The 13,412-nt window shown below is 43.7% G+C and carries 15 protein-coding genes; 5 read left to right on the top strand and 10 right to left on the bottom strand.

All coding sequences use genetic code 11. The features are described from left to right. Positions 1–59: 59 nt before the first annotated feature. From MHH50_RS21495 to lpdA, 3 genes are all read right to left on the bottom strand, one after another. Entirely contained in the window at positions 60–1,046 is a 987-nt protein-coding gene (locus tag MHH50_RS21495; RefSeq protein WP_036676034.1) for an alpha-ketoacid dehydrogenase subunit beta, read from the bottom strand. 3 nt (positions 1,047–1,049) lie between these two features. Beyond that, positions 1,050–2,081, bottom strand: coding sequence for a thiamine pyrophosphate-dependent dehydrogenase E1 component subunit alpha (locus MHH50_RS21500; RefSeq protein WP_036676031.1), 1,032 nt, complete (start codon positions 2,079–2,081; stop codon positions 1,050–1,052). Between the two features lie 141 nt (positions 2,082–2,222). Beyond that, complete coding sequence (gene lpdA, locus MHH50_RS21505; protein WP_340033364.1) at positions 2,223–3,644, bottom strand: dihydrolipoyl dehydrogenase; 1,422 nt, start codon at positions 3,642–3,644, stop codon at positions 2,223–2,225. A 167-nt stretch (positions 3,645–3,811) separates the two neighbouring features. Here lpdA and MHH50_RS21510 point away from each other — a divergent pair, with 167 nt between their 5' ends. Then, positions 3,812–4,117: a DUF2627 domain-containing protein gene (locus MHH50_RS21510; protein ID WP_340033365.1), complete on the top strand. Its 306-nt coding sequence runs from the start codon at positions 3,812–3,814 to the stop codon at positions 4,115–4,117. Positions 4,118–4,359: 242 nt separating this feature from the next. Here MHH50_RS21510 and MHH50_RS21515 read toward each other — a convergent pair whose 3' ends face one another. Genes MHH50_RS21515 through MHH50_RS21525 form a run of 3 tightly spaced genes read right to left on the bottom strand, consistent with a single transcriptional unit; the run spans position 4,360 to position 8,181 of the window. Beyond that, positions 4,360–6,219 carry an ABC transporter ATP-binding protein gene (locus tag MHH50_RS21515; protein WP_340033366.1) on the bottom strand — a complete coding sequence of 620 codons (1,860 nt, stop codon included), beginning with the start codon at positions 6,217–6,219 and terminating at the stop codon, positions 4,360–4,362. After that, the gene (locus MHH50_RS21520) at positions 6,200–7,933 is read right to left on the bottom strand and encodes an ABC transporter ATP-binding protein (RefSeq protein ID WP_076308881.1); all 1,734 of its coding nucleotides are present in this window, start codon (positions 7,931–7,933) and stop codon (positions 6,200–6,202) included. The genes MHH50_RS21515 and MHH50_RS21520 overlap by 20 nt, the downstream gene beginning before the upstream one ends. 17 nt (positions 7,934–7,950) lie before the next feature. Further along, positions 7,951–8,181, bottom strand: a complete 231-nt coding sequence (locus tag MHH50_RS21525) for a hypothetical protein (protein WP_036676022.1) — start codon at positions 8,179–8,181, stop codon at positions 7,951–7,953. 136 nt (positions 8,182–8,317) lie between these two features. On the opposite strand from MHH50_RS21525, the gene MHH50_RS21530 reads away from it, so the two are divergent. Beyond that, on the top strand, positions 8,318–8,887 hold the full coding sequence (locus tag MHH50_RS21530) for a thymidine kinase (RefSeq protein ID WP_036676019.1): 570 nt from the start codon (positions 8,318–8,320) through the stop codon (positions 8,885–8,887). Between the two features lie 64 nt (positions 8,888–8,951). Here MHH50_RS21530 and MHH50_RS21535 read toward each other — a convergent pair whose 3' ends face one another. Further along, positions 8,952–9,470 carry a DinB family protein gene (locus MHH50_RS21535; RefSeq protein ID WP_076193181.1) on the bottom strand — a complete coding sequence of 173 codons (519 nt, stop codon included), beginning with the start codon at positions 9,468–9,470 and terminating at the stop codon, positions 8,952–8,954. Positions 9,471–9,805: 335 nt separating this feature from the next. Between MHH50_RS21535 and MHH50_RS21540 the strand changes: the two genes are divergently transcribed. After that, positions 9,806–10,273, top strand: coding sequence for a hypothetical protein (locus MHH50_RS21540; protein WP_340033367.1), 468 nt, complete (start codon positions 9,806–9,808; stop codon positions 10,271–10,273). Between the two features lie 267 nt (positions 10,274–10,540). On the opposite strand, the gene MHH50_RS21545 is transcribed toward MHH50_RS21540, so the two are convergent. Then, positions 10,541–10,714 (bottom strand): hypothetical protein, encoded by a 174-nt coding sequence (locus MHH50_RS21545; protein ID WP_340033368.1) that lies wholly within the window; start codon positions 10,712–10,714, stop codon positions 10,541–10,543. A gap of 63 nt (positions 10,715–10,777) precedes the next feature. Here MHH50_RS21545 and MHH50_RS21550 point away from each other — a divergent pair, with 63 nt between their 5' ends. Together MHH50_RS21550 and MHH50_RS21555 are read left to right on the top strand one after the other, a co-directional pair. Then, positions 10,778–10,897: a cyclic lactone autoinducer peptide gene (locus tag MHH50_RS21550; RefSeq protein ID WP_139330034.1), complete on the top strand. Its 120-nt coding sequence runs from the start codon at positions 10,778–10,780 to the stop codon at positions 10,895–10,897. 21 nt (positions 10,898–10,918) lie between these two features. Beyond that, positions 10,919–11,254, top strand: a complete 336-nt coding sequence (locus MHH50_RS21555) for a LytTR family DNA-binding domain-containing protein (protein ID WP_036676016.1) — start codon at positions 10,919–10,921, stop codon at positions 11,252–11,254. Positions 11,255–11,829: 575 nt separating this feature from the next. Here the strand turns inward: MHH50_RS21555 and MHH50_RS21560 are convergent. Next, on the bottom strand, positions 11,830–12,138 hold the full coding sequence (locus tag MHH50_RS21560; protein WP_036676014.1) for a hypothetical protein: 309 nt from the start codon (positions 12,136–12,138) through the stop codon (positions 11,830–11,832). A gap of 122 nt (positions 12,139–12,260) precedes the next feature. After that, positions 12,261–12,920, bottom strand: coding sequence for a helix-turn-helix transcriptional regulator (locus MHH50_RS21565; RefSeq protein WP_036676012.1), 660 nt, complete (start codon positions 12,918–12,920; stop codon positions 12,261–12,263). Between the last annotated feature and the right edge of the window lie 492 nt (positions 12,921–13,412).

Consider the following 13,412-nt stretch of genomic DNA (forward strand, 5'->3'; position numbering starts at 1 on the left):
TTTACGAAGCTTCGTCAGCATCACCTGAGTTTTAGGAAGCTTCGCATCTACTCAACAAATTAATATTGTGCCAGCCGGAGCATTTCCGCCTTCACTTTTTCTTTACTTAGCATGAAAAACTTCTCCATTGGCGGGCTGATTGGCATCGCCGGAACATCGGGACCACAAAGACGGAAGATTGGTGCATCCAGCTCGAACAGACAATGCTCAGCGATAATGGCCGCCACTTCGCCGCCAATTCCGCCTGTTTTATTATCTTCATGCACAATCAATACCTTACCGGTCTGACGGGCAGCAGCAATAATCGCATCACGATCCAGCGGTTGCAAGGTACGCAGATCAAGAATATGTGCTGTAATTCCTTCCTCGCGTTCCAATTCTTCCGCAGCCTGCATAGCAAAATGCAGCGGGAGACTGTAGCCAATCACCGTAATATCCGTTCCCTCACGCAGCAGATTAGCTTCGCCAATTGGAACGGTGTAATCCCCTTCCGGCACTTCTTCCTTGATCAGCTTGTAACACTTTTTGTTCTCAAAGAAAAGCACCGGATCAGGATCACGTACGGCTGCCTTCAGCAATCCTTTAGCATCATAAGCGGAGTAAGGCGCTACAATCTTCAATCCAGGTGTACCAAAGAAAATCGATTCTGGACACTGTGAATGATACAAACCGCCGAACACCCCGCCGCCAATAGGAGCACGAATGACAACCGGGCAACTCCAATCGTTATTTGAACGATAGCGGATTTTAGCCGCTTCACTGATAATTTGATTCGTCGCCGGAAGCATAAAGTCGGAGTATTGCATTTCAGCTATTGGTTTCATTCCGTACATAGCTGCTCCGATGGCTACACCAGCAATCGCTGATTCAGCGAGGGGTGTATCCATAACCCGCTCTTCGCCAAACTGTTCCTGTAGACCTTTAGTTGTGGTAAATACGCCGCCTTTGAGACCAACGTCCTCACCAAGCACGAACACGGAATCATCGCGCTCCATTTCTTCCTTCATCGCGAGCCTGATGGCATCGATATATTCCATTATAGCCATGGTTTATGCCCCTCCTTTGAGGTCGGAATCACTGTATACATGCAGCAGTGTGTCTTCCGGTTTCGGGAACGGAGCATTATCGGCATACTCGATAGCCGCTTTAAGCTCAAGATTGCATTCAGCAGCAAGATCTTGTTCTTGCTCGTCACTCCACAATCCCAGACCGATCAAGTAATTACGGAATCCTGCTACGCCGTCCTTCTTCCAGTTCTCATCAACCTCTTCTTTGGTCCGGTAAGCCAGATCATTATCTGAGGTGGAGTGTGGAGACAAACGGTACATCATCGCTTCAATCAGCGTAGGACCTTCACCCGCGAGGGCTCTTTCCCGCGCTTCCTTAACGACACGATAAACCTCAAGCGGATCGTTTCCGTCTACACGCACACCAGGAAATCCATAACCCAGTGCACGGTCGCTAACCTTGCCGCCTAACTGTTTATGAACAGGAACAGAGATTGCGTACTGATTGTTCTGGCACATGATAATAACCGGCAGCTTATTCACTCCGGCAAAGTTACACGCTTCATGAAAATCCCCCTGATTGCTGGAACCTTCACCGAAGGTTACAAAGGAGACGAATTTCTTCTTCTGCATTTTGGCCGCCAGAGCAAAGCCAACCGCATGAGGGACCTGCGTGGTTACAGGGCTTGACCCTGTCACAATACGCAGACGTTTACTGCCAAAGTGACCCGGCATTTGCCGCCCACCACTGTTTGGATCTTCTGCCTTAGCGAATACGGACAACATAAGTTCGCGTGTAGTCATACCCACTGAGAGCACGAAAGCATAATCGCGGTAATAAGGTAAAAAATAATCATTTTGCCGGTCCAGCGCGAACGCCGCCGCCACCTGACCCGCCTCCTGGCCTATACCGGAGACATGAAAGTTGATCTTGCCAGCGCGCTGAAGCAGCAGACTGCGCTCATCGTATTTACGAGCGAGCGACATATATCTGTACATATCGATGACCTGGCCGTCACTAAGTCCAAGCTGCTTATGTCTGTTAATCGTTTCTACAGTACCTTGGGATTCCATAAAGAGATACCTCCTTATTCATAAAGCCTGAAGTCTTACAGGAATTAAGACCAATTGTGCCCTGATCTTAAAACCTGGTACTAAGACTTGACTTGAGTATATTATAATCCCTTTCTACCCAAAAAGAAAAGCTAAGAAAAACTAAAATCCAATAGATCTTCCATCCACAGCTAACATTGCTTCTCCGATAATCTCCGAAAGGGTAGGGTGAGCATGTATAGCTTCACCAATCTCCCAAGGTGTTGCATCCAGAAGCTGTGCCAAGGCCGCTTCTCCAATTAGATCCGTCACATGAGGACCAATCATCTGCACACCAAGAATATCTCCACTGCTACGATCGGCTACAACTTTGACAAATCCGTCCTTCTGGCCATATACAATTGCCTTACCAATGGCCGAGAATGGGAACTTCCCAATCACTACATCATGTCCAAGCTGTTTAGCTTCCTTCTCGGTGTAACCCACACTTGCTACCTCAGGCCGAGTATAGACACAACGTGGTACTAAATGTGTATGATAAGGATGTAGCTTCTCACCAGATAGATGGTTAACCGCCATTATCCCTTCATGACTGGCTGCATGAGCCAATTGAAGCCCACCGATGCAGTCGCCAATGGCATAAATATGCGGCTCTGCCGTCTGCATACTAGCGTTTACAGCAATAATCCCTTTGTCAAAGCGAATGTCTGTGTTTTCCAGACCAATATTCTCGATGTTGGCCACTCTGCCTACGGATACAAGCAATTTTTCTGCCATTAGGCTTTGACTTTGCTCTCCCTTACGGGCTTCGATCGAAATTCCATCCTCCGTTACCTGGCAGGTTGCAGCATCCACTGTAGTTTCAGTCAGTACCTTAACCCCACGCTTTTTCAACAAACGTTGCAGTTCCTTAGCTATCTCTTCATCCTCTTGAGGCAGTAACTGACCTGCCGCTTCAACCACAGTCACCTGCACTCCAAAATCAGCCAGCATTGAAGCCCATTCGACCCCAATTACACCACCGCCCACAATGATGATAGAGGATGGCAGCTCTTCGAGCATGAGCGCTTCATCACTGCTAAGAATCACTTTCCCGTCTGGTTCGAGACCAGGCAATACTCGTGGACGTGAGCCCGTAGCGATAATAAGATGGCTGGAAACTACTGTTTCCATCTCCCCATCTTCCAGTTCCACAGCTACAGCACCGCTGCGCGGAGAAAAAATAGAAGGACCCGTTACGCGCCCTTTACCTTTGACAACTTGTATTTTATTTTTGCGCATCAAATATTGTACGCCTTGATGAAGTTGCTCAACTACAGCTTCTTTGCGTTTCTGTACCTTTGGGAATACCAGCTGTACACCGCTTGTCTCAATGCCATAGCTCTCGCTCTCATTGATTTCAGCATATACCTCTGCACTACGGAGCAGCGATTTACTAGGAATGCAGCCCCGATGCAGACAGGTTCCTCCCAGTTTGTCCATTTCGATGACGACAACGGACTTTCCAAGCTGTGCAGCGCGAATAGCCGCCACATACCCTCCAGTACCTCCGCCAAGTATGGCCACGTCACATGAAATTGTCATGATATGTATCCTCCAGTCATTACACGTAAGTTCATTTTACTTAGTATATTGTACTCTCTTTTTGCTCTATTACAAAACTTATAAACGTCATATGCAAATGGACTTTTTCTTGCTAAAGCGTTATCATATGGGTGAATCTAAAGGGCTAAGAGGGGTAGGAGACACTTATGAAACTGTTAATTTCACGCTTCATTGCCATCCTTATTCTTGTGTTTCCGGGCTTAATAGCAATGAAGGGCTTCCTCATGATGAAGGATGATATTTTTGATTACATTTCCATGCATGGTGATGATTCTGTAGTGCCCCACTTTGCTTGGCTGCATTTCGGTAGTGGATTGCTGCTCTTCGCAGCTGGCATGACTTTCCTTGGTGGCTGGATTCTGGCTAGGGACCGTAAGAAGAATTACGTAGGTCCAAGGTTCAAGGAGAAGCAAAAGGCGAAACAAGCCGGAACGCAGGAAACGATCTCTTAAGAGGCTATGCTAAACTTAGGATCAGCTTTTTCATCTCATCATTTATTCACCTGATCATCTGAATCTCGAATCGCACACAATCAAGCCTTAATACCCTGCTGATTGTAATTTGTACAATAGATTTCCCCACATTCAAAGCCTCCCAGCTCACCCGATCTGGTGCTCGTTATCTATCATAAATAACATAAAGGCGAGAACTTCATGGACGCAATCTGCGCTCCCTGAAAATTCTCGCCTTTTTCTTAAATTCCCGACTTATCAAGCGCCTCTTTCCGCCGCCCCTGTACCAACTCGCTGTACAGTCCGCCTTGCTTCAGCAGCTCTTCATGAGAGCCTTGCTGCAATAATCTGCCGCCCTGAAGCACAAGAATTCGATCAGCTGCACGTATCGTGCCAAGTCTATGAGCAATGACGAAGCTCGTTCGCCCTTTCATTAGCGCCTGCAGCCCTTCCTGAATCTTGATCTCGGTCACTGTATCAATACTGCTGGTTGCTTCATCAAGCACAAGCATAGAGGGGTTAGCAAGAATCGCTCTCGCAATGGAGAGCAGTTGCTTCTGCCCTTGGCTTATACCGCTGCCATCCGCCGAGAGCATCCGTTCATAACCTTCGGGCATTCGCATAATAAAAGAATGGGCATTGGCCAGCTTAGCCGCCTCTTCAACCTCTTCATCGGACGCATCCAGCCTCCCGTATCGGATGTTATCGCGGATACTCCCTTTGAACAAAAAGGAATCCTGCAATACAAAGGCCATATGACTTCTCAAGCTTTCCCGCCGAATCGAAGTGATATCTAAGCCATCCAGCGTGATTTTCCCCTGATTAGGATCATAGAAACGGGATAACAGCCCAATTAGCGTTGTTTTGCCTGCACCGGTAGGTCCAACTAAAGCGATCATCTCGCCAGGCTTCGCTACAAAGCTGATATCCTGCAGCGTGTTAGAACCTCCATCATAAGAAAAAGCTACATTTTCAAACTTCACCGCACCCTGTACAGTTTCAAGTGATTTGGCTGCACCTTCATCTTTAGCCTCGGTCTCTTCGTCCAGCACTTCAAACACCCGCTCGGCCCCTGCCACCGCTGAGAGCAAGGTATTCCACTGATTCGCTAAATCATTAAGCGGACGAGTAAACTGGCGGGTATATTCCACGAATACGATGATCACACCCACTGTAATCGACCCACGGATCGCAAGCAGACCACCAATTCCTGCAACTATGGCGAAGCTGAGATTATTAAGACCATTCATAAGCTTGGGGATGAAACCAGAAATGGACTGCGCCCAGTAGCCTGACAGCATAATTCGCTTGTTGCGTTCATGAAAACCAGAGATGACGCGTTCCTCTTGTGAAAAAGCCTTGATAATCCGTTGTCCGGATAAGGTCTCCTCAATATAACCGTTAAGCTCCCCTACATTGCGCTGACGTTCTTTAAATAATGGGCCTGTACGGCGTGTAATCCAGCGCATGCCTAACAACATCAAAGGCACTACGAGGAATGTGAGCAGCGTCAACAAGGGACTAAGCCACAGCATAACCCCTACGGTTCCTAGCAAGGTTAAGACACTTGAAAATATCTGAATAGCCGAGCTATTCAACGTAGAGCTGACGTTCTCGATATCATTGGTAAGACGGCTCATAATTTCCCCCTGCTGTCTCCGATTAAAAAAGGAAATAGGCAGACGGTGTAAATGGGAGAATAGCTCCGTACGCATCCGTAATACAGTTTCTTGAGCAATTTCGATCATCCATATGTTTTGCAGCCAAGAAGTCAGAGAATAAAAAATGTACACACAAGCAAGGCTTGTCAGAAAAACAACCCATGATCGCCCGCCGGTACCTTCCAGATAATTATCCACCGCTCTGCCAATCATGTATGGCCCCAGCAGCGCTAGCGCTGAGCTGAAGACAACCATGATCAGTACAAGAACAAGCTTGGCTTTACGCTCAGCTAGATAACTCCAGATCCGGATCAGCGTCCCTGACCAATCCTTCGCCTTTGCTTTGGGTTTGCCGCCAGATGCTGTCCCTAGACTTCGTCCCACGCCAAGTTCAAAATTCGGTTTAGGATGACGAAAAGGTTCAATTAATGCTTTGAACATGCTGCTTCGCCTCCTCTACCTGTGATTCATAAATCTTGCGGTACAGCTCGGAGCTTGCCATAAGCTCCTTATGCGAGCCTTTGCCAATTAATCGTCCCTCATCCAGCAACAGGATCAAATCGGCTGATGCCGTTGAACTGATTTTCTGAGTAATCAAAAAGGTTGTACAGGAGATATCCTTTAACGCCTCCAGCAAAAGCCCTTCCGTAACCGCATCAAGAGCACTGGTGCTGTCATCAAGGATCAACATAGCCGGTTTTCTAACAAGTGCACGGGCAATCGTTAACCGCTGCTTTTGTCCGCCGGAGAGATTAACCCCTCGTTGACCAAGCATCGTGTCATAACCATCTGGCAACCCTTTTACCGTCTCGTGAATTTGTGCAGCTCCCGCTGCTTGTTGGATTTGTTCCAGTGTGGCGTGTTCATTGCCCCATGCAATATTATCGCGAATTGATCCGCTGAAAAGCTGCAATTCCTGAGGCACATAACCTATCGATTTCCGCAGTCTGGAAATATCGATATCGGCACTTTTTTCACCGTCAATCCAAATGGTGCCGTCTGTCTCTTCATACAAGCGCGGAATCAAACTCACGAGTGAGGATTTTCCTGATCCGGTCGCCCCCATAATCGCTACTCGCTCACCAGCAGCTACTTCAAAATGAATGTCCTCCAGGACAGAGATATCACTATTAGGATACTTAAAGCAAACGCCTTCAAATTTAACGTGGCCCTGAATCGGCTCGCCTTGCAAAGTCCCGCCTTCACGAACTCCAGCTCCCGCTTCCATAACTTCTGAAACACGCTGAGAGGAGGCACGAGCGCGGGAAAACGTTACAACAAGACCAGAGATAGCTGATAACGCCCCAATTGTTCGCAAGGAGTAATTAATAACAGCAACAGTCTGACCCAAAGTAGCCTCCCCATTGGAAATGGCTATCCGTCCAAACCATAAAATCGCCAAAATCGCCGCATTCACAATAAGCATAACAAAAGGCATCGTCGTCTCAGTCAAACGCAAGGCAGACACCGTTGATCTCATCAAATTCCCGCTAAATACCGTGAAACGTTCAATCTCATAACCCATACGCACAAATACGCGGATCAAGCGAATACCCGTAAGGTTCTCCTGAATCACGCCATTAACTCCGTCTAAACGCTGCTGGACCGTACGAAATAATAAGGAAGCTTTTCTCATAATCCAGTAGAGGAAAAAAATCAACAAAGGTAACGCCACCGTCAGCAGTAATCCCAGCTTCACATGAACAACTAACGCCATAATCACACTGCCTACCACAACAAGTGGCACCCGTGTCATAAAGCGCAAGCTCATAAAAATAGTATCCTGCAGCTGTGATACATCGCCAGTCAGACGGGTAATCAGTGACGAAGTAGCAAAACGATTAAATACTTCATACGTAAAAGACTGTACCTTTTCGTACAATTTGTCCCTAAGATCGAACGCAAAGCTCTGACTTGCATGGGCAGCAAAAAAAGAACTGAGTACCCCGGCTGTAAACGCAACTACCGCGCTGCCGATCAATACACTGCCCCACAGCCATACTACAGAGGTATCTTTTTCTCGGATCCCCAAGTCAATGATTTTGGAAATGATCAAAGGCTGTGATAATTCTACCGTCAATTCAATGAGCATCATTACAAGGGCAGCTATTGCAGCTACCTTATATTTTTTGAGAAAAGAGAAAATCAAAGCCATTCGCATACCCTCTTTTTCTATTCGTACAGTGCATCCCTTAACCGAGTTGACATCGTGGAAGCCTGTCCAGTTTTCAGTATTGCTCGACGCAGTGCTTTATTACTCCGATTCAATTCCACCAAATCCGCCATCATTTCTTCCAGCAAGCTTTCAGTGTCACTGGATAAATCTCCATTCTGCTGCAAAAGAGCTAACCGTTCCTTATATTCGTCTAATCTTTCAGTCACACTTATTACTTCCTTTCCCATCTCTTATTACCTCTTATCATACCACATCCAATCAATCGCAATGTTTTCACTGGATACATCCGATCCGAATATGATACTCTAATATGGTCGCATTTTTAAGATATAATCAATGTTTTTTACGAAAGGATAGATGGAAGTGGCACAATTGTTTTTCAAATACGGAGCAATGAACAGTGGTAAATCTATTGAGATACTCAAGGTTGCACATAATTATGAAGAGCAGGGGAAATCGGTGCTCATTTTCACTCCATCCATAGACGACCGGGACGAGGTTGGTTTTATTTCTTCTCGTATTGGGCTTCGGAAACAAGCAATCCCCATCGATGAGAACACAGATATTTATAATATCGTCAGCAGTAACCAACCTAAACCACACTGTGTACTTATTGATGAATGTCAATTTCTAAGCAAGGAATGTATTCTCCAGCTAGTGCGTATCGTTGATGAGCTGGGCATTCCGGTAATGGCCTTCGGACTTAAAAATGATTTTCAGAATCAGTTATTTGAAGGCAGCAAATATATGCTGATCTACGCTGATAAAATTGAGGAAATGAAGACGATCTGCTGGTTCTGCGAGCGCAAAGCTACTATGGCTCTACGAGTAGAAAACGGCAAGCCCGTATATAGCGGCAAGCAAATCCAGATTGGTGGCAATGAAGCTTACTATCCGGTATGCCGCAAATGTCACAAGAATCCACCGCTATAGCCGTGTATAAAAAGCATCCCAAAGCCATAAAGGCTATTGGAATGCTTTTTTGATTAAGAAGATATTACCCTAAATATCTTTCTTTAAGAATATTCAAATGATGATGGTCATGTCCAATCATAATGCAGGCCTGAGCTCTCGCAGAAAGAGTAGCCTCGTTAACTATTCCCTTCCGGATCCATGCTTCCTCCGGCAGAGTTTCCATTAAGAGTAATGTCGATTCTCGAACAAGCTTGTAGTGGGCCAGCAATGCTTTTAAAGTGTGCGCTTCGAAATTGGCGGTAAGTACATAGTCTTTCTCTTCAAAACCCGGCAGTGGAGTCGTATCCCCTCTGGCGATGCACAATAAACGGTAGGACATGATTCTTCCGGTATCAGCCAGATGTCCGACCATTTCCTTGATACTCCATTTCTCCGGAGCGTAACGATAGTCCCCTTGTTCTTCCGTAAGATTCGAAATAAAAGTGAAAATCTCATCCGTCTGCTCTCTAAAAATAGTAATGATGTCTCCTTCAGCTGGCACTAAATCGACATATTTTGATAATTCTTTGAGATACTCACTGCTTTCTGGACGTCGATCCATGTCTAAACCCCTCTCATTTTGAATTTTTTTGAAAAAATAGGAGGAAAATTATACTGTAGTTGTTGTATTTTAGCTCATTTTATACGATACTTGCAATAATAGGGTTAGTTAAACTAGAAGTCATCGGGAGTGTCGGCATGCTAGATTTTATTCTTTTTATGATATTTTCAATACTAGAGACTTATGCAATGTTTTTTCTGGCTTTCAAAATCTTCAAAATTGATCTATATCATAAAGAGATGGTGTTTGCTAGTTTTATTATGGGCTTTTGTTCTTATACAATTAGGATCAACTATGGGATTTTTCCATTAGATATTTTCTCACAATTTGCACTAATGTTTTGTTTTATGTGGATGTTATTCCGGATTCATCCCTTCTACGCTTCAATATTAACCGGGATGGCCTATCAAGCTTACTCGGTGATTCAAGCCAGTATTGTGTATCTATTAAACTCTGTAATGTCCATGCCTCTAAATACTTCGGACCCGATTACAAAAAACATAATGACAATGCAGATTTTATCAGCATTAGCCGCGATTCTCATTGGTATGTATGTGGGCTATAAACGTATTGGATTTGACTTTGTACCTGATAAACCCGATGTAAAAGTCAAACCAACAACTAGTGAAAAAATATTATTCGCTCTTAATCTTCCTACAGTAATTGTCGTTACTTTATTCACCTACTTTATTGAATCTAATTTCTTTTTCTTGATCCCAATTTTCTATGGGGTAATACTATGGGGATATCTATATTTCTCATACAAAAAGGACAGAAATAACTATGAGTCATTTAGCACTTAAAATTGTTGAGGTCATTAAGAAAAGTAATCCAGAGCAATCGCATTCAATTGAAATCATGCATTATGCCCTTAGCATTATTCTGAATACTTTATTCATTATTATGACTTCTTTATGCATTGGCGGGCTCACTGGACAGCTAAAGGAAACATTCTTAGCCTTATTCAGCTTCATGCTCCTAAGAATGTCATCTGGTGGTGTGCATTTAAAATCCGCAAGAGCCTGCAATATTGTATCTATCTTTATCTGTTCACTGATCCCTCATATAACTTATCTAATACATAACCATTTGATTTGGATTAATCTTTTTTCTTTACTTGTAATGATCTTATGTGCTCCGAATCCTGATGCTAATGCCCAAATCCCCAAAGAATGGTATTTGGGTTTAAAGCTACTTTCCATAATTCTGGTTTTTTTAAATTTTCGGCTCCATTCGCCTGTCATTGGATTGGCATTTTTAGTTCAATCCTTTACAGTCATAATCCCATTACAAAGGAGGACAATCAGATGAAAAAAAACTTAGCTCGTTATGCTTCTAACATTTTAGGTACTTCTGCTACTGTTTTTGCAACAATTCTGAAACCATTTGCTCACAGCCCTGAGATTCCAAAAGAACTGCGCAAGTAATTAAACAAGGATGGGGAAACGATGCGTGTCTTACAGAAAGACGGTTCCTCTAGTGATATTCTAGAGGAAGATATATTGTATTTCTCGAATTATAAGAATACAATATTCGTCCATACGAAAGAAGGCGAATTTATTCTCCCCACCACGCTTTCCGATCTTTCCGTAGCGTATGAGGGTAAGGGATTCGAACGCCTTGACCGCAGCAATGTCGTCAATATCAACAACATAGAAGGCTATGATCCCGGGCGGAAGATTGTATGCTTTAATCAAGGTACGCAGTTCACTACTGTTTCGGAATCCAATGAACCTCGCCTTAAGAAGTATCTTGCTTCACAAAAGAAAAAACCGTCAGAATAAAATTCAGTTTTTTAATAATCCCGGCATGTTCACGCATGCCGGGATTATTTTATTAAAAATTGAAACTTTTTAGCAATTTCCTCAAAATCGCACATTATGCCATAATAATCCTCAAATGTAAAGATAAATTCGTAGGATGAATGACAGGAGACGGATCCTATTCCAAATGATACCATATAGATAAACCTATAATAAAAACAATTAATGATGGAGGATCATAATGAATTACTATTTTCATCCCTCTCCACGGCCCTCATCTCTGGAATCTATATCTGACGAGGATTTACTAAGAATCTATGAGCTAGCGATTGATGCCCATGCGTTACCGGATTTCATTGAAATTATTAAAGAGATCATGAGAAGTAGAAATCTCATAGATTCTGAAAATATATAACATCCCCTTCCCCATTAAATTCACACTGACGCATGGTACACATTTTTCTTCAGCTTCAACCAACAATAAGCTCCTTAGGTCGCCTTAAGTCAACTACATTAACATAAAAAAGGTAGAGCCTCCGCGGCCCTACCTTTTTTATATGCACATATGATGGTTAATCTGAGATAAAAATAATGCTTTATTCTGTAATTTCTGTTTTAAAAACATTTTCCAATTTGCCGCCGAGTCTTTTCTTCAAGGGAACTTTAATATCTCTGCCCAATTCTTTAAAGAAAGTTTCAACATCACATTTCACATTTTTTGCAGTTGCGATTACCGCACCATCACCAACAATGTTTTGATTCGCTTCAAGAGGAACATCAACTTCGATGTCATACTTTTTGGATAATGTCTTGATGTAACGTGCGAAGATCTCCAGCAATTCCTCGTTATTAAAATTCTCTATAGCGACTTTGCCCTTGCTGGTAAACTTCATGTTAATTTTCATTATTAATATCCCCTTTTCTGTCAAACCATTTTTAGTTGTTAGTTTATGGATCAAGATGAATAGATGGCTGCAAGAAAGGGCAACATTCATTCATTTTTGAGATCATTAGCAAAAGGCATACATTATTTATAAGCACCCTTTATTTGTTGTACTTTAAACTGAGTAAATTCTTTAAGTGCTTGTATGACCTGATCCTGTTCCTCTTCCTTCAGTTCATAAACGCACTCCCGTAGCCACTCGCCAAATAGAAAGGCTTGACGCCCTTTACGGGGGCTCTTTCTTAAGGAGTCGAGGTTACCCTCAAACTTATCGTTCAGGACATCGGTCAGATTGTATTTCTCAATCTTCTCTATTACCATTCCTGCCCCATATTCCGTTTCGTAAACTATAACTTCATTCGAATCAAAGGAAACGTACGATGTTTCTTTCCCTTCCTTCGCTCTGAATTCCTTAAGCTTGTTAAAGGCTGTCTCGTAGATGTAATCTTGAGACTGTTTGAGCTGTGGCAGCTCATATCCTTGCTTCAAGGTCTTGATATATTCAATATCTGGCATATAATCTGCCAAATGGTACATCCGATTCTTCAGATCCGTTCCAAGCGCTTCAATGATCTTGTCCAGATTGTCTTTAAGCGGAATGCTCTCTCCACGTTCGATTTTGCTAAGCTGTGAGTAACTTATACCGCTCTTTTCTTCCAGTCCTCTTAAGGTTAACCCTCTCGTCTTTCTGATGTGCCGAATGAAATTACCCAGCTCATCGGGATAGTTCTCAAAATCATTCATGGGAGTCACCTCCCTACTATCATAACACAACATAACAATTTGTGTTGGCTAATAACAATTATTCCTTGTTTTTACTTGCCTCTGAAGAGTAATTCCCAGTATTCCACGCCCAATATAACCCTATCTTTACAAAATACCGGAAAAAGACTCAGCGCTCGTCTGTAAGGATTTGGAATATGCTCGTTACTCGCCTCAGTTTTACTTTCTGCTTAAGCCCCATTCATCTACTTGGTCTTACCTTCCGCTTTCTGCTCACTTTACTCACCTGGCTCACTTGGCTCAACTAGCTCACCTTACTCACCTTGCTCACCTTACTCACCTTACTCACCTTACTCACCTTGCTTACCTAGCTCAACTAGCTCACCTAGCTCACCTAGCACACCTAGCTCACCTTACTCACCTAGCTCCACTTGGCTCACCTGACTCAACTAACTCACCTAGCTCACTCAATTCTACCTCATCGGACCGAGGAGACCTTATTAAGCTGATTTC

This window comes from Paenibacillus sp. FSL H3-0302 (genome assembly GCF_037982245.1).
In the GTDB taxonomy this organism is placed as follows: Bacteria; Bacillota; Bacilli; order Paenibacillales; family Paenibacillaceae; genus Paenibacillus_AQ; species Paenibacillus_AQ odorifer.

Excerpts from the sequence above, each read along its gene's own strand:
- MHH50_RS21495 (WP_036676034.1), bottom strand. The coding sequence starts at position 1,046 with ATGGCTATAATGGAATATATCGATGCCATCAGGCTCGCGATGAAGGAA.
- MHH50_RS21500 (WP_036676031.1), bottom strand. The coding sequence starts at position 2,081 with ATGGAATCCCAAGGTACTGTAGAAACGATTAACAGACATAAGCAGCTT.
- lpdA (WP_340033364.1), bottom strand. The coding sequence starts at position 3,644 with ATGACAATTTCATGTGACGTGGCCATACTTGGCGGAGGTACTGGAGGG.
- MHH50_RS21510 (WP_340033365.1), top strand. The coding sequence starts at position 3,812 with ATGAAACTGTTAATTTCACGCTTCATTGCCATCCTTATTCTTGTGTTT.
- MHH50_RS21515 (WP_340033366.1), bottom strand. The coding sequence starts at position 6,219 with ATGTTCAAAGCATTAATTGAACCTTTTCGTCATCCTAAACCGAATTTT.
- MHH50_RS21520 (WP_076308881.1), bottom strand. The coding sequence starts at position 7,933 with ATGGCTTTGATTTTCTCTTTTCTCAAAAAATATAAGGTAGCTGCAATA.
- MHH50_RS21525 (WP_036676022.1), bottom strand. The coding sequence starts at position 8,181 with ATGGGAAAGGAAGTAATAAGTGTGACTGAAAGATTAGACGAATATAAG.
- MHH50_RS21535 (WP_076193181.1), bottom strand. The coding sequence starts at position 9,470 with ATGGATCGACGTCCAGAAAGCAGTGAGTATCTCAAAGAATTATCAAAA.
- MHH50_RS21540 (WP_340033367.1), top strand. The coding sequence starts at position 9,806 with ATGTTTTGTTTTATGTGGATGTTATTCCGGATTCATCCCTTCTACGCT.
- MHH50_RS21545 (WP_340033368.1), bottom strand. The coding sequence starts at position 10,714 with ATGACAGGCGAATGGAGCCGAAAATTTAAAAAAACCAGAATTATGGAA.
- MHH50_RS21550 (WP_139330034.1), top strand. The coding sequence starts at position 10,778 with ATGAAAAAAAACTTAGCTCGTTATGCTTCTAACATTTTAGGTACTTCT.
- MHH50_RS21555 (WP_036676016.1), top strand. The coding sequence starts at position 10,919 with ATGCGTGTCTTACAGAAAGACGGTTCCTCTAGTGATATTCTAGAGGAA.
- MHH50_RS21560 (WP_036676014.1), bottom strand. The coding sequence starts at position 12,138 with ATGAAAATTAACATGAAGTTTACCAGCAAGGGCAAAGTCGCTATAGAG.
- MHH50_RS21565 (WP_036676012.1), bottom strand. The coding sequence starts at position 12,920 with ATGAATGATTTTGAGAACTATCCCGATGAGCTGGGTAATTTCATTCGG.